Source organism: Iodobacter violaceini, assembly GCF_011601265.1.
Taxonomy (GTDB): Bacteria; Pseudomonadota; Gammaproteobacteria; order Burkholderiales; family Chitinibacteraceae; genus Iodobacter; species Iodobacter violaceini.
In genome coordinates, this window is the sequence record NZ_JAAOLX010000005.1 from 330,580 (window position 1) to 346,916 (window position 16,337).

Annotated in this window: 20 protein-coding genes; 7 read left to right on the forward strand and 13 right to left on the reverse strand. The window is 43.2% G+C overall.

From position 1 onward, the window contains the following. Positions 1-10: 10 nt before the first annotated feature. From bet to HA050_RS22600, 9 genes are all read right to left on the reverse strand, one after another. The gene (gene bet, locus HA050_RS11880) at positions 11-988 is read right to left on the reverse strand and encodes a phage recombination protein Bet (protein WP_166826271.1); all 978 of its coding nucleotides are present in this window, start codon (positions 986-988) and stop codon (positions 11-13) included. A 219-nt stretch (positions 989-1,207) separates the two neighbouring features. Next, positions 1,208-2,167, reverse strand: coding sequence for a PD-(D/E)XK nuclease-like domain-containing protein (locus HA050_RS11885; protein WP_166826274.1), 960 nt, complete (start codon positions 2,165-2,167; stop codon positions 1,208-1,210). A 63-nt stretch (positions 2,168-2,230) separates the two neighbouring features. Beyond that, positions 2,231-2,362, reverse strand: coding sequence for a hypothetical protein (locus HA050_RS22350; protein ID WP_267896108.1), 132 nt, complete (start codon positions 2,360-2,362; stop codon positions 2,231-2,233). A gap of 784 nt (positions 2,363-3,146) precedes the next feature. Beyond that, a complete protein-coding gene (locus HA050_RS11890; protein WP_166826277.1) occupies positions 3,147-4,079 on the reverse strand; it encodes an OmpA family protein in 933 nt (310 codons plus the stop codon). A 26-nt stretch (positions 4,080-4,105) separates the two neighbouring features. Further along, positions 4,106-4,612 carry a YcbK family protein gene (locus tag HA050_RS11895; protein WP_166826278.1) on the reverse strand — a complete coding sequence of 169 codons (507 nt, stop codon included), beginning with the start codon at positions 4,610-4,612 and terminating at the stop codon, positions 4,106-4,108. 247 nt (positions 4,613-4,859) lie between these two features. Continuing rightward, on the reverse strand, positions 4,860-5,189 hold the full coding sequence (locus tag HA050_RS11900; RefSeq protein ID WP_166826280.1) for a hypothetical protein: 330 nt from the start codon (positions 5,187-5,189) through the stop codon (positions 4,860-4,862). A gap of 65 nt (positions 5,190-5,254) precedes the next feature. After that, the gene (locus HA050_RS11905; RefSeq protein ID WP_166826430.1) at positions 5,255-5,905 is read right to left on the reverse strand and encodes a thermonuclease family protein; all 651 of its coding nucleotides are present in this window, start codon (positions 5,903-5,905) and stop codon (positions 5,255-5,257) included. A 40-nt stretch (positions 5,906-5,945) separates the two neighbouring features. Continuing rightward, entirely contained in the window at positions 5,946-6,563 is a 618-nt protein-coding gene (locus HA050_RS11910; protein WP_166826282.1) for a hypothetical protein, read from the reverse strand. Between the two features lie 154 nt (positions 6,564-6,717). Then, entirely contained in the window at positions 6,718-7,026 is a 309-nt protein-coding gene (locus tag HA050_RS22600) for a WGR domain-containing protein (RefSeq protein ID WP_166826284.1), read from the reverse strand. A 144-nt stretch (positions 7,027-7,170) separates the two neighbouring features. Between HA050_RS22600 and HA050_RS11920 the strand changes: the two genes are divergently transcribed. From HA050_RS11920 to HA050_RS11930, 3 genes are read left to right on the forward strand one after another with little or no spacing between them, the layout of a single operon-like run. After that, positions 7,171-7,821 (forward strand): nucleotide-binding protein, encoded by a 651-nt coding sequence (locus HA050_RS11920; RefSeq protein WP_166826286.1) that lies wholly within the window; start codon positions 7,171-7,173, stop codon positions 7,819-7,821. Beyond that, on the forward strand, positions 7,818-8,210 hold the full coding sequence (locus HA050_RS11925; RefSeq protein WP_166826288.1) for a hypothetical protein: 393 nt from the start codon (positions 7,818-7,820) through the stop codon (positions 8,208-8,210). Before HA050_RS11920 ends, HA050_RS11925 begins: the two co-directional genes overlap by 4 nt. A gap of 30 nt (positions 8,211-8,240) precedes the next feature. Next, positions 8,241-9,467 (forward strand): AcrVA2 family anti-CRISPR protein, encoded by a 1,227-nt coding sequence (locus tag HA050_RS11930; RefSeq protein ID WP_166826290.1) that lies wholly within the window; start codon positions 8,241-8,243, stop codon positions 9,465-9,467. 23 nt (positions 9,468-9,490) lie between these two features. Here the strand turns inward: HA050_RS11930 and HA050_RS11935 are convergent, their stop codons facing one another. Continuing rightward, positions 9,491-9,655: a hypothetical protein gene (locus tag HA050_RS11935; protein WP_166826291.1), complete on the reverse strand. Its 165-nt coding sequence runs from the start codon at positions 9,653-9,655 to the stop codon at positions 9,491-9,493. Between the two features lie 157 nt (positions 9,656-9,812). After that, entirely contained in the window at positions 9,813-11,087 is a 1,275-nt protein-coding gene (locus tag HA050_RS11940) for a DUF5623 domain-containing protein (RefSeq protein WP_166826294.1), read from the reverse strand. A 936-nt stretch (positions 11,088-12,023) separates the two neighbouring features. Here HA050_RS11940 and HA050_RS11945 point away from each other — a divergent pair. The 4 genes from HA050_RS11945 to HA050_RS11960 all read left to right on the forward strand — a co-directional run bounded on the left by HA050_RS11945 (position 12,024) and on the right by HA050_RS11960 (position 14,415). After that, positions 12,024-12,314: a hypothetical protein gene (locus tag HA050_RS11945; protein WP_166826297.1), complete on the forward strand. Its 291-nt coding sequence runs from the start codon at positions 12,024-12,026 to the stop codon at positions 12,312-12,314. Between the two features lie 89 nt (positions 12,315-12,403). Continuing rightward, positions 12,404-12,577: a hypothetical protein gene (locus HA050_RS11950; protein WP_166826302.1), complete on the forward strand. Its 174-nt coding sequence runs from the start codon at positions 12,404-12,406 to the stop codon at positions 12,575-12,577. Between the two features lie 358 nt (positions 12,578-12,935). Continuing rightward, the gene (locus HA050_RS11955) at positions 12,936-13,997 is read left to right on the forward strand and encodes a DUF7146 domain-containing protein (protein ID WP_166826305.1); all 1,062 of its coding nucleotides are present in this window, start codon (positions 12,936-12,938) and stop codon (positions 13,995-13,997) included. 226 nt (positions 13,998-14,223) lie between these two features. Then, positions 14,224-14,415 carry a hypothetical protein gene (locus tag HA050_RS11960; protein WP_132038689.1) on the forward strand — a complete coding sequence of 64 codons (192 nt, stop codon included), beginning with the start codon at positions 14,224-14,226 and terminating at the stop codon, positions 14,413-14,415. Between the two features lie 160 nt (positions 14,416-14,575). On the opposite strand, the gene stbB is transcribed toward HA050_RS11960, so the two are convergent. Together stbB and HA050_RS11970 are read right to left on the reverse strand one after the other, a co-directional pair. After that, positions 14,576-15,295, reverse strand: a complete 720-nt coding sequence (gene stbB, locus HA050_RS11965) for a StbB family protein (RefSeq protein WP_166826307.1) — start codon at positions 15,293-15,295, stop codon at positions 14,576-14,578. A gap of 11 nt (positions 15,296-15,306) precedes the next feature. Beyond that, the gene (locus HA050_RS11970) at positions 15,307-15,762 is read right to left on the reverse strand and encodes a hypothetical protein (protein WP_166826309.1); all 456 of its coding nucleotides are present in this window, start codon (positions 15,760-15,762) and stop codon (positions 15,307-15,309) included. Positions 15,763-16,337: the final 575 nt, after the last annotated feature.

A 16,337-nucleotide genomic window follows, 5' to 3' on the forward strand; every position in this document is an offset into this window, starting at 1 on the left:
AAAACTGATATCAAGCAAAATTAGAAAGTTTTCTTTTAAACTCTTCTTTTGCTTTTCCTTGATAAGACGATGGAATTGATTTAATACTTGAATTTATGATTTTAGTAGCTTCTTCTCTTGAAGCAGCTACGTTTAACCTCACCATAAAATCATTAAATATCTCTTCTGGATCATTACTTTCAGGAGCACCAGCATCAGGTTTTTTATTGCCTTCAGGCTGGTTCACAGGTGCAGCATCTTTCTTTGCATCGGGCTTTGTACGGTTCCGCAGAATATCTGCGGCACTCGCTTTAGGTTTAAGCTCGCCTTCTTCCCCTGCCGGAACATGAGAGAACTCGCCTTCAATCGCCTTCCCATCTGCTTCCTCTGCGGTAACATCCGCGCAGCACTCGGGAAACCCCTTGCGTAACGCTGCCGCTTCAGCACACTTATCAGCCTGGCCATATGGCCGACTCATCCATGTGTCATTAGGCCGTTCGGATTTTGAGAGCTTTGCATAAATCTCCATCCAAAATAATTTAGCTGGAAATTCGGCAACGCCCCCATTTACTGAGCGCTTAGCAACTACTTTCACCCATTCAGGGTGAACAAGCGTTCTTGCTGGATATACCTTCTCTTCCCAATCACCTTTAGCATTCATAAAATTAGCTTTATGCTCTGGGAATGTCGTCGAAATTGGCGGGCCATATTCTGTATCACTTAACCCTAAATATGTCCCAGTCCTTGTTGCATTAATTCGATGCAATGCAATACCAGGCATCACAACATCACGAAAAACTGACGCAACAGAACCATTTGCCGAACGTACTTTCGTATACATCGGAACTAAATACACAACACGAGAAAGAATATCTAAATTACGAGCTTGGCAATATGCCACGGCCATTCGTATTGCTTCATCTGTTGCCCCAGGGAAAACTGTATCCTGAAGTGTTTTAAAAAGAACGGGAGATAAATTTAACTCCGCTAATTCTGATTTTGCGGTCATTATTTATTCCTCTTTGTATTAAAAAACAATCGAGTATTTTGTTTTCTCTCTTTTGTTTTTTGCCGGTGTTCATGAATGAATCCACCAATCACCATTGGCAACAAAAAAAGACAAAGACAACCTATATATACTGTCAATTCATCAGAAAGATTCATGGATGACTCCGTAAATAGCAGCCACCCAGCGCGGGTGGCCCGCAATGGGATGAGTAAATAAAAATTAACCTATTTTTTTACGACGTGTTGTTGGAGCTAATGAAATTAGTCCTTCCAAGCTTTTAATATTGCGTGGAGTCGTAGGCCAATGGTTTGTGAGTTGACTTTGCTTAATCTGTTGCAATGCTGATTTATACTTATCCCGACCCTGCTCTATATAGCTAGAATCGACTTCGTACATATAAACAGCATGTGGGGCTTCTTTATGGACCACCGCAAAAATAAACGGAGGTACTTCGCCTGTAATTGCTTCTACACCATCAACATACATCGCTGCTTGCATGTCATAACCTTTATCATCAGCTTCATAACGAAACCGATGTGGCCGAGGATCCGCTGCAGTTTTAGGATCAACAATAATGTGCCCAAGCTCTGGGTTCATCATGTCAATCCTTCCCTTTAACCACATACCTGTATCTACATCTTGCCAATACATTGATTGCTCAAATACAGAGCCCTCACGTATTGCTTCAAAAACAGGGTTGGTTTGCAACGCGATTTGCATTCCAGAAATTAATCCCCAATCCTCGAGAGAAATAACTTCCTTCTTACCAATAAGCTGCTCCCTTCTTTGATCCCAAGTCTGAAAATATGGGTCCACTTCAAGGATACGATCAATTAAATCTGCCTTTGCTCCCGATATAGCTAAACCAGCATCTTTGCAGCGCTGTTTTAACTCCTCAGCAGAATTAGCATATCCATTGGGTCGTTCAGGCTCTTGGCAATATTGATCAGCAAATTTTAGAGGCTCTAAAACCGCCTTGTGAAATGCCGATCCGAACGCCATGGCTGGTGTTCGTTTTTTTGATGTATTGGAATCCCATTTATGCTTGAGATATGCGGTTCCCCATTGCTCCACAATCAACAAATCGCTTCTGCTTAACGCACGGCAATCTGAGTGATAAAGATCTTCGGGTGAATCAAAGAAACCCGCCTTGAGAGGGGGAAGGTCGTTTAGGTTCATAAAATTTCCTATGAGCTAACGAGGTTCCGCCCAAAGGGGCCGGAGCCCCAAAGAGGGTTGGTTTTACTCGCCTGTTGCTTGGGCGATTGCTTGTTCATGCTTTAACTTTGCAGCTGCAACAGCGCTCGTTGCGCCTTGTGCAAAATATGAAAACGATGCAACGGTAATGGCTGCAATAACAAATAATTTTTTCATGATGGACATCCACCTTGGCTGGAAGGGATATTAAAAAATATTCTCCACGGCCAGCTGCACGGGAGAAATGTGCACCCGCACGGAAAAACTAAAACTTACCAATCAAATTGGCATGATTTGACTTTTAATTAAGCCTTTTCAACTTGGAAACATACCCAACCAGTTCCTTGAAAACGCTCTGTTAGTTTTGACCCATTTAGAACGATCGTTCTTTGCATGATTAAACCTCTATCGTGAAGATGAAAAAAAATGCGCATCACGAATGTGAATGCGCATTATTGGAATACCCTTGAATCAACAAGGGCTGGTTTTCAGTACTCGCGTGAAGCAAGCACTGGAATTAGAGGCCAGGCTGCAAGAACAAGGTTCTCGGCAGCCAGGCGGATGCTCTCATGACGACACGCAAAAAAAATCACCGGGAGATTAGTGCAATCCGGGTGATGTTTAATGCGCAATGTGCGATGAGAGTGGGTTTCGTGGCCGCAGGCGGTCTTAAGCGAAACAGGACGTGCCAAAGCCATCCAAGTGCATCAAAAATGCGTAGGGATGGTCTTACTTGGTTAGAAGGGAGTGCCGAGGTAAAGCGGCAAGGATCAGGTTGAAATCACACATCTTTACCAAAGATGTCGAACTTGCAGAAAAAGCAAGATTTTGAGTAGGGACTACAGGGAGTCCTTCTGTGTGTCTATCCGTGTTCAGCTCGCACGTCGTTGAAAAACGATAAAGATAGTGAGGTATGAGTTCCAACATTAGCCAATACTGGCTGAGCTTGTCAAGCAACTTGTCAAGCTTGCGTTTTTCGAGCTTTAAATACCGCGGATTGATTGCTATCAGTCATTTCTAACTCAATACGGCGATTCTGGCTTCTACCCTCTTCGCTCTCATTGCTGGCAATATAATCGAATCGTGCTTTGCTAAGCATCCGAATTTTAGACGCATGAACGCCTCGCTTAATCAAAAAACTTCTCGCCTCAATAACTCGATTAAGGGCAGCGGCCTCACTTTCAGAGTTGTCACCACGTCCCCGCAGTATAATTCGCTTCGATTTATTAGACTTCCAATTACTGACAATTTGCAGTAAAGCCGCTTCATTATCTTCTGCGATCTGAGTTTCATTTGCCCCAAAGTTGACTTTCACCACACCCACCTCACTAGAGGTAAAATTTGCATCCATTACAGAAGTTGAAGAGCTTGGAGCTTGCGCCAGCGCGGGCAAAATCCCACCTTGATCATTTACAGCCTGCACAGGCACCTTGCGAAATCCCACCGCTTTCGCTTTTTCATATGCGACCATTGCCTTAGCTAGCCCTTTAGATGGCCCTGAACTCGCCACCTGAACATCAGCCGCTTTGTTTGCCTGGCTCATGATCATTTCTGCATCAATGGTCCCTCCCCCAGTTGACCGCCCCTCATAGTGAAAAACTTCTGATCGCCCACCCTCACCAGCCAAGATATAGTGATTTGCAGAGCCTGAAACAACAGCCACATTTCCCACTAATTCAAAAGGTACAGGCTTTGTGCTTTGGCCATCGACAACAAAGATTGCAGGCAAAGAACCTTCCGAAAGGACAAAATGAGTACTGCCATTTTCTTGATAAACTAACTTTGGGGCTGCTCGCTGATCACCAGAAACAACAAAGCTTGAGTCGGCCAGTGCAGCGGCTGATATAACAAGCAAAGCAGAGCAAACAGCGATTTGGCATAGGTTTTTTTGCATCTTCCACAATCCTTGTTAGTGGCTTATTAGCCTTTCCAGAATCGGCGGCGGCCAATATCAATATGAATAAATTTACTCCCAGGGTAATAACCAACGCCCCCTGCTTTGAAGTAATTCGCTACATTAAACAAATCAGGAAGAGGGACGCGCTCATAACGCAAGTCTGCCGCTGCTCCATAAATATGGAGGCTTTGTTTAGCTGCATTTTCTAGGGAGTTATTGGTTTTAACTGTTCGATGCCCTGATAGCAAAATACCAGGCTGGCGGCGATAGTATGTAGCAACTGTTTCTTGCATTGCCCACCATAAATTCAACAAGCCGGGCTGCATCAAAATAGTTTGGTTTTGCCGGATATCTCGCATAATCCGACAAATTTTCATGTAGCCATCTTTTTGAATTTGCCCATCAGCCCAAAAAGTTTCTTTTATCTGCTCACCGCTCTCAGGTCGAGTCAACCAAATCGACCGGTCCTGAGTCCAAAACTTCTGTGTTGGTGACGCCTGACTTTGAAGAGGACTAGCAAGCAAAATCACCCCTGCTCCTTGCTGTAGAAATGCTCGCCTATCCATTTTGAACGCCACACGAAAAATATAATTGTCCTCTATTTCTTATGGCTACACATTTATTAAGTCTTCATATTTAATACACAGTTAAGCAACAAGAATTATCTTAAACCAACAAAAAAGCTCGGCAGGTTCTCTTGAACCTATCCAAGCTTTAAATAAGACCGCAAAAAAATAACTTTACCAACTAACTAACTTTAATCGTTCTATTCATTAATTACCAAATAGATAAAGAATTCGCAAACAACAAAGAAACTTTATAGACCTTTGCACTCTTGGCTTTTCCTTCAGCCAAGTGCCCAAGCACATCAACCAACGATCTAGCCTCCTTAACATCTAAACGAACTAAAGGTGAAAGCGTATCCGCAGCAACTTTAAACTTTTCTGAAAGTACCAATACTGATTTAACTCGACGATTAGCCTCATAGCCCTCATTAAGCCACGAAGCTAAATAAATAAAATCAGTTTTTCTCCCTGTAATTAGATGATCACCAAAAACTACATCATCACCATCTTTATCTACTTGTTTAAAAATTTCAAATGTCATTTTATTATTGCCTTTCTCTCAGTAAACGCAAAAAAACAATTAAGACGAAGTACTTTACTTACCCACTATTTGCATAGGCTTTCGCATGCGACACCATCCCGATCACGATCTAATTTAGTTCGTCCACACTTTGTTAAGTACATCTGAGCCTCTGCACATGAGCTCATTTCTTTACAATATTGTTTAACTCCACAGGAGCTTAATGAAGGAGAAGTAGATACAGTTGAACTTGACAATTTACTACCATGCCGCCATTCCCATGGTGGAGTAGGTGCAGAATCATTCCAGAGTCCAATGCGTTGGCTCTTAGCTTTTTTTTCAGCTTCACGATAAACCGAATCATGCCCATATTGCGTATAAAACCAAGCCATCCCCCTTTTGATTTGCTCTAAATTAACATCAACACCATTAACAAAAATCGTTCCAATAGTGCGCCCATATTTATCAACACTTTCAGTCTTAATGGTTACTGTTTTCCCATAAACTAAATCTGACAATGATTGCTTCGACTTTTGCCCTTGGGGTTGCTTCGACTCAGGCGCATCGATTTGAGAAAGTCTTATTTTAATTTGTTTTTTGTCTAATGTAACAACCGAAATAGTATCTCCATCCATTACGCCATAAACCTTAGCTTGGATTTCAGACGTTTGGGCATAGGCAGATTTCAACAAGACAAACATTAGCAGCATAATTTTTAGCACACTTAATGATCGCATATTTATATAACTCCTTTGTTTAAACTAAAAAAAATTATATTTATTTCAAGTAAATAGACCAACCTGTATCACTTGTACCAAGAGAATCACCATATGCATCCTTACGTCGTTTTCGATAAATATTACGCTGATCTTGGATCAATAAATCATCCGGCTGAGTACATGCCAAAACTAATCCACATTGCAAAAAATGCAACCGATCCGGTTCAGAATTAGAGCTAAATACATACGCTCGCACATCATGAAAAGGACGGTGAGCAACAATATACAAAAAAGGATTTTCAAGTAACTTGGCATTAATCAATTGCAGCGTATTTGCATCAAATCGACCACATCGCCTCACTAATTGATCTGTATCTGCAAATTGTTTCGATGCTTTAGCGATTGTTTGAGTTAAATTAACCCGCAACACATCAAATGAAACTTTAGGTACGTCTAACCAACGTGGAATTTTCCCTCTGCACGTATCTTCTATATGTGAAGATAAACCTAATAACACTTCTCCCATAGTTTGAGAAAACTCAGCGACTTGCTCATGAGTTCCAATATACAGCGGCAAATCTGGATACGATCGCATTCCCTTCGGTGGCCAATGTGCATTACGCCATTTCCGAAATAGCCCCTCCGGGCTTAAAGACGAGGTTTTTATATTTTCCATTTTTCAGTTTAGGCTATTTGCTTAAATCAAATAAGATGAAATAAATCATATCTGACCTTGTAAATGAAACAAGCTAAAAACAGCCAAACAACGCTGATTTCGATAATTTAATTATTCAGGGCTACGCTCTAACTACTCACGAAGAAAGACACGCTCACTGGTGAACAATCACAGGCATATATCCATGCTTTAGCCGACGAGCACACTCTTTTCTCATGGCAGTAACCTGTTCCTGAACGGACTTCACAATAACAAGGCATCGAGGCTTATTTGCAGACACATGCCCAATTCGTCCATTTCTGATCGTGAGCTCTAGCATGCCAAAGAGATCCGCCGGTAAGCACTCAATAATATAAAAACGGAATCTGTTTCTCGAAGGATCAATGCTGTGCCACTCGATACATCGGGCGCTCTGCAGTTGATCCAAAAGCTGCTGATGCTCTTCACTTAGCTTCTGTGCCATTCCCACGCTCCTATAAAAGAAAACGCCAATAACTCCCAACAATAATATTTGTATGTTACACACTAAAATTTTATGTAAAATCAATATAGTTGCGTGTATCTTATGTCTACTAAAAAATATTGAAAATTATAGGGAAAGTGCCAAATGAATATCTTGATCGGGAATTTAAAAGGAGGCGTTGGGACAACCACTCATGCGACAAACATTGCGGTGAAACGGGCAAGCATTGGGCGTTCAGTTTTTTTAATAGATACATCGACGCTACTTAATGCAGACATGTGGTGCACCGCACGATCAGAGAAGCACCCTGGTAAGGCAGAGATTGTAGGGGGGCCAAAATTTGGGACTGGAGTGAGTGGCCATATACAGCAGCTAGCACGGCATTACGATGATGTAGTGATCGATGCAGGCGGCTCTGAGACAGAAGAGTTTCGCCTAGCCCTAACACAGTGCCAATTGCTACTGGTTCCTTTCCGCTCCAGCCAGTTTGATCTCTGGGTGGTCAAGCGCATGGCCACGCTGCTAGAGGAAGCACAAAAGATCAATCCACTATTAAAGGCTCGCGCCTTCCTTAACTTAGTGAGCACTAATCCCAGTAGCCGCGATATCGACGAAGCTCGTGACCTATTTGCATCCGTGCACATGCAACTGCCGCTGCTAACTTCAAAAATAGGTGATCGCATTGCCTTTCGTCGTGCATCTGCAGAGGGACTAGGGATCACTGAGTACAAAGGGAAGGATAACAAAGCGCTAACAGAGTTTGAGGGATTCTATGCAGAGGCATTCCCGTCATGAACACCGGCAAAGAAATTATTGAATTTGGCCCAGAAACTAAAGCGTCTTCTGAGGAAAATATCCCTGTCTGCCCACAACTCATTCAGCAGCTGGTGAGCGATGCTGCCGATCAAGCGGTAGTTCAAACTCAAATCCAAACCGATTATGATTTTTTTGCCCAGTTAAGCCACAGAAATTTCACTAAAACACTGCCGCTGCGCGTCACACCAAGGCAGCAAGCTATGCTGGATTTTCATCTCGGAAAAAAAGTAGGGATTGCCGATCGCACTGCATTGTTCAGAATGCTACTTGACGCATATTTAAGACAAGCTTTCAAAAAAATACATGGAATTGACGCTGATGACCTTCTTCCTAAAGATTCTATTAGCAACTCACAAGCGCAGTACTGAGTGAAATTAACTGGAAATGAGTAAACGATAATGAGTAATGCGGACCCAATATATCTTGCCGCCCTAAAAAAGATTGCTGCCCAGCAAGAATATGCTGTTCAAGTCGCAGACATACTTCGAATTCGGCAGACTCGTATTAGTAAAACGAGCAGTGAGGCACGGCTGTTTACGTATCACCCTGTCAGGTATTCCATACTGCGAAAAGATCCATTATGGAGAGTTATTGATGATGCAATTGCCTATGGATTCTCTGAGGCACTAATCAGTACAAGTGAGCGGATATTGGATTTATATCTTGATGGACTCATTAACCTCAGTACTGAAGATTCCAATGTATATTCAGGCTCGGAGATCGAAGAAATTCTTCGATCGGAGGGATCAGGCGATGCGGATAGTCTTGGGCAAGCAGAGCAGATGTGGTATGAAAATGGCGAGCAGATATTTGATCTCAGTCAGATATCATCTTTGTTTAGCGAAACGAATGCTAGCGAAGTACCGCTATCTGCGATCAAGTTTCCTTATCAGTCATTCTACCTGTACTGGGGTGCTCATCTCGAAATTCCTAGCCCAAACCCTTGCCGATATATCGATGGCTGCTATGTGGCACATATTCAGGATGGCCCCCTTGAGAATTCACTAGACATTGTTTTCACATCGTCATTAACGAAAGACTTTCCTTGGGACAAATGCTCACTGCTATGTAATCTGGCGCATGACGCTGAGGGGGCCTTAGGCATGGTGGAATTTCTGCATCCGGCAGAAAACAATAATAAGGAGCTCACTTTCGGAGACTTATATGACAACCTTAATGAAAAGAGCCACTACCCTAAACCCCAAGAGGACAAATGGGCTCCCGTTCTTAGCCGTGCATTGAGTATGGCCGCTAATTGCCTGTGTTATTTGTCGGCAGAAAACGCAGAAGTGGAATCTGGCTACCCAAGTGAAGCTCCAGCTCGACTGGTACAGCAAACCGATAGCATCAAACAGAAAGACCGTGATCGCGCTAAGAGCAAGCTTGCCTCCTTGGGCTTTCGTCGGATTCACCTTTGTGGCCGAGCCTTGGCAGAGAAGATGGGGTTATCTCTTAATTTGGCCAACATGCCTACGCACTGGCGGCGTGGCCACTGGCGCAAACAACGGTACGGTGAAAAACTGGCAAAAACTAAAATTATTTGGTTGCCTGGTGTATTGGTAAATGCTGAGAAAGGCTCAGCAGCCGGTGGTCATCTATATATCGCAGATGGCTATGATGCTTGATTCCCTTCCTATTAAAAACCGAATTACTCAGCCGATGCCAAGAGATGTTCGCGCTGCGCGTGAACTTGCTGGATCATCTCAGACTCAAGCAGCTGCATTGATTTCCCCCCAGCAGAAAAGGCGGGACAACCAAAATAGCCGATTTGGAGAAATCCATCGGCGGTTTTTCTTTGTCCGTTGGCTTTCATGCTCAGGCTCGTCAAACGAAGGTGTTGATACAATATTCCTGAAGATTTAAGTTGTGCAGAGGTTTCCTAAAAGATACGCCTCGCAATAGAAACAAAACAGCCAGTTCATAGTAATGAACTGGCTCTGGTCATGATGTTACAAAACTACCGATTCTAATTACTGATTCTGGCTCAGTAACTTTGCTACTTCGGTCATGCCAGCATCCAGAGCATCAAGCAAGATACGCCGTGGTTTGCAATCGTCGTAGCCACGCTCAACGATGATGCGGGCCTGTGACAGCACCTCCAGACGCTCGGCATCCGTTTTGCAGAGGGGTGATCTCTGCGGGCCATAGTATAAGTCATACACCACATCAGGGTGCTCATGCTTATGCTCCCGAATCACCCATTCATTTAGGCTGGAACGGGCACGTAATAACTTCATACTCACCCGAGACATAAAGCCAGAACTGAGCGCTTGCATGAGGGGGCTAAGCTGCAGATGCAGTTCAAACGGCATTGCTTTTTTGGGACGCCATTCAGAAGGAATGCCGGCAGTACCGCCGTATGGCACGGCACCTTTGTACTCTCGCCAGGATGGCCCGGGGCGAGGGCGACGCGGCCTCGCATCAGCCTGGCGATTCGGACTAATAAAATCGTCGTTGTATGGAGCAGTCTCATGTGGCCATGATTCCGGAACGGGAACGGGAGCAACGCTCGCCAAGATCGTTGAGATACGCTGCAACAGCTCGGCGTTATCACCAATCAGACGTGGCAGACACTCGCCCGGAAAGTAGATGCCCTGCCAGTCAGGTGCTTTTTCGAGCAAGTTATTGTACCCAAGCCAGCCTTGTCGCTCCCCAGCGACGTTACGCAGGGCTGGGGCATACGGTTCATCGAGCACCAGGCTGGAGCCGGTAAGCGGATCGAACCATTGCGATTGATGATCGCGCCCAGGTATGTTGGTAATTAGGCTGAGTCGATCACGTTGCTTCTGAGTAGTAACCGGCTGCAAGCCAGTGGCCTCAATGAAGCGCAGGCCGCGTGCAGCGGTCAACAGCAAATCTCTGGCCGCATCCTGCCCTATGACATCTAAGCGGTGCTCCAGGTGATCGTTATATTCCATGCGGAAACCATGCAGACCCCGACAATAGGCGACACGATGTTTGGCAACAATTTCCGGAAGGGGCCGGTTGAGGTCGACGCGCCACATCTCACGGCCTGCACGCAGTTCACCTGGGTCGCGATGTGGGATGTGCCAGTGCACAGTCAGATATACAGGAAAAAGTGGTCGTTTGACCTGTCTTCGAGCATGCACAAAGTTCTCATAGCCAGCCTGTCGGCTGGCCACATCGAGAGCAATGGTGTGGGAGATTTTCTGCTCGCGGCTGATTTTTTTGGCAAGCTGCTTTATGCCGTCAAGAGTAGACGGTCGAATGCTGGCGATATTCATACTTTCAATCCTATCGGCCTAGTCCGCAGTGTTACCGTCGCCACCGCTATAGGCCGGGATAGAAGTATCGGCCAAAATACGTTACAAACACTGCTCTAGGAGCTTCGGAAGACGGTATCGGGCTTGTGTCAAGCGCAAGCAGAAATTAGCAGCTTCATCGGGCGGAGTCAACTGCCGCAGGCAGGACGAAAAACGCCTATGCAAAGGCAGTATTTGTAATTTTCAGATACAACCAAAGGTATAAAGACCAGTTTACATCGTGATTCTTGGACAGCATATGAGGCGCTGGCCAAGATAGCCAATGAGGTGGCGGCTCAACAACAAACGTGGCCCTTTCTGCTAATGCAAGAAGTAGGCATAAAAGAATCATACGTAGTAAATTTTAGTCATTGATTGCTAAATAAGGACTACTTGACAGCCCACATCGGCTCAAGCTAATGTAATGACTCATACCCTATCTTTTTCGCTTTATACGACGTGCGAGCTGGCCACGGATAGACACACAGCAAGGACTCTCTATAGTCCCTATTCAAAATCTTGTGCTTTCTGCAAGTTCGACATCTTTGGTACAGATGTGTGATTTCAACCTGATCCTTGCCGCTTTACCTCGGCACTCCCTTCTACCCAAGTAAGACCATCCCCACGCATTTTTAATGCACTTGGATGGCTTTGGCACGTCTTGTTTCGCTTAAGACCGCCTGCGGCCACGAAACCTACTCTCATCGCACATTGCGCATTAAAAATCACCCGGATTGCACTAATCTCCCGGTGATTTTTTTGCGTGTCGTCATGAGAGCATCCGCCAGGCTGCCGAGAACCTTGTTCTCGCAGTCTGGCCATCAATTCTAGTGTCCGCTTCAGGTGAGCACTGAAAACCTGCCGCTATGCATTTAGAGGCATTCAAAAGGCCTTGTAGCCCCAACCAAAGGTGACTTCATGAACCCTGATCAAAAGAAACAACTCCTTTTAGGTTTATTAAAATGGGCATCAGTATTTTTACTACCATTTATATGGCCGCTATTAAGAGGAAAATATAAACTCGGATTTATTTTACTAATAGCATCCTCTTTTGGATTTTGGGTAATAGCGGCCACGTCATTTTTCGGCATTTATTACGCATTTTTTTATAAAGAAACACGCTCAATTAATGGTACAAATCATCGTGACAATTATGATGATAATATAAATATTTCTAGGAATTCAAAACGTAAAACCGTTAATTCTTAGCAATTAAACTCGCAACCTACTTCGGTAGGTTGCACCCCTATGTTAACCAACGACATAGGAGTGCAACCTACCAACCAGGAGTAGACAATATGAACACATGCGAGGCAACAACACTACAAAAGAAGACAAAGGCAACAATTAGTAATGCCAAAGACTTTAATGCGTGGTGTAAAAAATTCGGCATTTTTGATGCCGCAACCCAAGCCCGTGATGCAGGTGTAGATGTGCTAACTTGCTTGAACTGGCTAAAAAGTACTCATTAAAAACGATCCAGTGTTGTTCCCTAACAATAATGAAACAACACTGGATTTTCCTAAGTAAGACAATAAACTTTATTTAGGAAAATTAATTCTTCCTTTGCCCAATTGGGGACGCGACCTGAACGTCGGAAGAAACGCAGTAGGAGCTTTTTTGCTCAGTCATATCCAGTTTTACAATTACCTTCATCACTTCAATCCCAACGGGAACATCCTCCCGTTTCGGGCTGATGTTCTCTCTTAACTATTCAAGAGGAAACATCGTGATTTCTATTTATTTCCCTCCCGTTTTTATAAACATCTTATCCAATTTTGGTCTTTCTTATTGACCTTTTAATTTTTTATTAAATATCAGGAGAAGCAAATGGGTAACGATAGTTCAATAGAAATGTATAAAGAACGGATAAAAAATACCATATCCCTAGCCAACGGGCATTGGTTATTTATCCTTGATCGCTTGGGCATTGATAAAAAATATTTGTCTGGTTCTAATACAGCTTGCCCTGTATGCAAAGGAACAGATCGTTTTCAATTTCATGATAGAAATGAGAATGGGGATTGGTTTTGTCGTAAAGCAGGCGGCCACAGTCAAAGTGGTAACGGCTTTAATTTACTCATGGAATCATATGGCTGGAGCTTTCATGAAGCACTGGTTGAAGTCGAAAAAACAATTCAATGCAATAGTTACCGCACTGAATTGAAAAGATCCATTTCTCATTCAACTCAATTAAAAGAGAAACAAGATGCAGCTGAAAAGATCCAGAAGATTCTAAAGTCCTCATTTCCGTTTGAGAAAAATGATCCAGTAGGCCGGTACTTAAAAGCGCGAGGCTATGAAGGGGTTGCAGATAAGTGCGACTTTCTTTTCCATCCTTCTTTGGCTTATTGGGAAAAGCAAGGCTCCCAGTTTGTTAAGTTGGGCACCTATCCAGCAATGATCGCCAAAGTAGTCAACACCCAAGGCGAAATCATAAGTCTCCATAGATTATGGCTCACACCCGAAGGAAAAAAAGCCCCAGTCCCATGCCAAAAAAAATCAATGCCTCCGATCGGTGGTTCAATGAAAGGCTGCTCAATACAGCTTTTTAAACCCGATAGTGGTCCCTTAGTTCTTGCGACGGGCATTGAAACATCGCTAGGTGCAGCAGCATTAACACAGCGGCCAGCATGGGCAACCATGTCTGACGCAATGCTGGGATCCGTCATCCTCCCAAGTCATACCACCGAAGTATGGGTATTTGGTGATAGCGACTTCCCCTGCACAAATAGTAATAACCCAGGAAAAGATGCGGCCATAAAAGCTGCTCAAACTTATCGTGACCAAGGTAAAAAAGTTCGTTTATTTTTACCGCAAACACCAGGTTTAGATTTCGATGATGTTTGGCAAACAGGGCAATATAGCCAGCAAAACAAAATTGCTGCGTAACTATTGCCAAGAATTGATTTCACACCTCCTTTATTCTCAACTCAATATGCTCTTACATAGAGGTAATAAATGAACAATCAGCCCAACCAAAGTCTCTCACAACGCCAACAGAGCCCACAGAAAAGTCATGATCATATGAGCTTAATGAGTTATCTCGAGGAAGAGCGTCAGCGAGAGCTACACAAAATTTACAGTAAACGCCCGGATAAACGTTAAGAGCAGATTAATGACTCAAGCAATAACAATTTATCTTTCATCACGTCCTTTATTCCCTGTTGAGGGAATAAAGGACGGATTTGGCGAAATTAGAATTGGATCTGTTTCTGGTTGGGATTTTTCTCGCCCACTCACTAAAAATGAAATTGCAAAAATTGAGTATCCTGAAATAGTTTCAGTGGATATGAAAATTACACCATAATCATTTTTGACTAATTAATATTTCATCTTCCCAACAGGGCATATTTGCCTGTTGGTGAATATGCCCACTTCCATCAAGAAGTCAACACAACACCTAAGACAATAAAAACCCTCGACAGCACAAAGCTGATCGAGGGTTTTTTATGATATAAAAGATACTTTTATGAAGTAATTGCTTCAAATGCTTCATTCATATTTGCATTTGCGCTAATAGCCATCCCACGAATTGTAATCATCTTTTTACAAAAATCTTTTTCATTTTCATCGGTACTGGCTCGTAACTTTGCGCGATAATCTGTCGTATCATTTACAATCTCATTTAATGTTTTTCCAGTTGATCCAACGCGTTGGAATGCTGGGTTTTCATAAACAATACCACGAGAAGGCGTCTGAAATGATTTAGTAACAAATTTATAACTTAATATTGTTTCAAACTCAGCATCCGTATCGCTATCTATTTCCACACGATTAAATAAGACGCGAATTTTTTTAGCAGGAACACCCAGTTTACTCAACAACCGGATTGTTTCGATAGTATCTTTTTGCTGTTTATCTTCTGAAACGGTTGGCAGAATAAAAAGATCAAACTCACTATGAGAATCAACGTTCTGAGCCATTAACTGCAAGAAAAGCTCTACATTAGAAGAGCCCACATCAACAACAGCAGAATCAAGCCCTAATAGCTCTTCATGCAAAACGTTAAATTGTCTGCCCCGTAACTGCTCAACTTCAATACTGTCAATTTGATCAGATGAATTAATGCTTTCAACTGAAAAATATTGAGCATTAGGCATACGAGGCATAAACATGTGCTGTGCAAGTGTTGATTTACCTACATTGCCACTGTAATTTAAAATGCATAACTTGATATCTTTTTTCATAAATAATTCCTTTATTTAGTTTTTTTACTTTGACGAAATTGTTTAATCATTTCGTCGTGATTAATTGGTTCTGGTGCAAATTCATAAGGCATGACTACATTGCCATTGCCAGGAGCAACCACCTCCTCTTGCTTAATCTCAACACTGGGTTGAGCTGACGCATTAGATACAACTGTCTCAGCCACATGCGCCATGCTTGGGAGAACTGTCACCCCCCTACTCTCATGCCATGCTCGAGCAGCCTCTGCAATGGCTACCGGCGCACGCTTTAAATGCCGACACCGAGAGAGATAAGTTGTAAATGTTCTTGCCGAAAAAAGAGGTATTTCTTCACGGATAAACTCAAGTACTACTTTTGATGACTCCCCCGCCAGCAGTCGCTTTTCAATCACAGGGTACATACTCTTGAACTTAGAGTACTGATCCTCCATTCCCGATTTGCCAACCCCAAAATTTGTGGATTTCACACAATCACTCCATTTCTATTACTACGTATTTGATACGTAGAATCATACTACACGTATTTTTTTCTGGCGCAAGTTTCCAAAAAATACTACGTATTTACTACGTATATATATTTAGAATAATCAATGAGGCCAATCAACAGATGCAGAAGTTATGCCTTTATGATTTAGAAAGGGGGCATTACAACCCAAGCTCATTGCTGCTTTACTGAGGGCGCTGTGGCCACTGGCAAATCAGAGCATGACCAAACTGGTCCGCCCGGAACAAGAGATCACAGCATGGGCTCTTAGCATTAGCCAAAGCGGTCAAAGCAAAAAGATTTGAATAACCACACATTGCGAAATCTTTTTCGATTTATCCACCCAAACTCATTGGCCACAGCCAGTAAACTTACCAATTTAGTCACCATCAAACATAGGTCAGTGCTTAGTAGAAACGGCTGAGTTAGACTATGCGAGAGGCCGCAGTTGGCCAAGAGCCGTCTCTACGACGTGATGATTGCTCTCGTATGGACGTCAGCGATATTCATAATTGCAGACACTAACGTCAAAATTAAGCAGCTGGCCTACGCTGCAAT

Excerpts from the sequence above, each read along its gene's own strand:
- bet (WP_166826271.1), bottom strand. The coding sequence starts at position 988 with ATGACCGCAAAATCAGAATTAGCGGAGTTAAATTTATCTCCCGTTCTT.
- HA050_RS11885 (WP_166826274.1), bottom strand. The coding sequence starts at position 2,167 with ATGAACCTAAACGACCTTCCCCCTCTCAAGGCGGGTTTCTTTGATTCA.
- HA050_RS22350 (WP_267896108.1), bottom strand. The coding sequence starts at position 2,362 with ATGAAAAAATTATTTGTTATTGCAGCCATTACCGTTGCATCGTTTTCA.
- HA050_RS11890 (WP_166826277.1), bottom strand. The coding sequence starts at position 4,079 with ATGCAAAAAAACCTATGCCAAATCGCTGTTTGCTCTGCTTTGCTTGTT.
- HA050_RS11900 (WP_166826280.1), bottom strand. The coding sequence starts at position 5,189 with ATGACATTTGAAATTTTTAAACAAGTAGATAAAGATGGTGATGATGTA.
- HA050_RS11905 (WP_166826430.1), bottom strand. The coding sequence starts at position 5,905 with ATGCGATCATTAAGTGTGCTAAAAATTATGCTGCTAATGTTTGTCTTG.
- HA050_RS11910 (WP_166826282.1), bottom strand. The coding sequence starts at position 6,563 with ATGGAAAATATAAAAACCTCGTCTTTAAGCCCGGAGGGGCTATTTCGG.
- HA050_RS22600 (WP_166826284.1), bottom strand. The coding sequence starts at position 7,026 with ATGGCACAGAAGCTAAGTGAAGAGCATCAGCAGCTTTTGGATCAACTG.
- HA050_RS11920 (WP_166826286.1), top strand. The coding sequence starts at position 7,171 with ATGAATATCTTGATCGGGAATTTAAAAGGAGGCGTTGGGACAACCACT.
- HA050_RS11925 (WP_166826288.1), top strand. The coding sequence starts at position 7,818 with ATGAACACCGGCAAAGAAATTATTGAATTTGGCCCAGAAACTAAAGCG.
- HA050_RS11930 (WP_166826290.1), top strand. The coding sequence starts at position 8,241 with ATGAGTAATGCGGACCCAATATATCTTGCCGCCCTAAAAAAGATTGCT.
- HA050_RS11935 (WP_166826291.1), bottom strand. The coding sequence starts at position 9,655 with ATGAAAGCCAACGGACAAAGAAAAACCGCCGATGGATTTCTCCAAATC.
- HA050_RS11940 (WP_166826294.1), bottom strand. The coding sequence starts at position 11,087 with ATGAATATCGCCAGCATTCGACCGTCTACTCTTGACGGCATAAAGCAG.
- HA050_RS11945 (WP_166826297.1), top strand. The coding sequence starts at position 12,024 with ATGAACCCTGATCAAAAGAAACAACTCCTTTTAGGTTTATTAAAATGG.
- HA050_RS11950 (WP_166826302.1), top strand. The coding sequence starts at position 12,404 with ATGAACACATGCGAGGCAACAACACTACAAAAGAAGACAAAGGCAACA.
- HA050_RS11955 (WP_166826305.1), top strand. The coding sequence starts at position 12,936 with ATGGGTAACGATAGTTCAATAGAAATGTATAAAGAACGGATAAAAAAT.
- HA050_RS11960 (WP_132038689.1), top strand. The coding sequence starts at position 14,224 with ATGACTCAAGCAATAACAATTTATCTTTCATCACGTCCTTTATTCCCT.
- stbB (WP_166826307.1), bottom strand. The coding sequence starts at position 15,295 with ATGAAAAAAGATATCAAGTTATGCATTTTAAATTACAGTGGCAATGTA.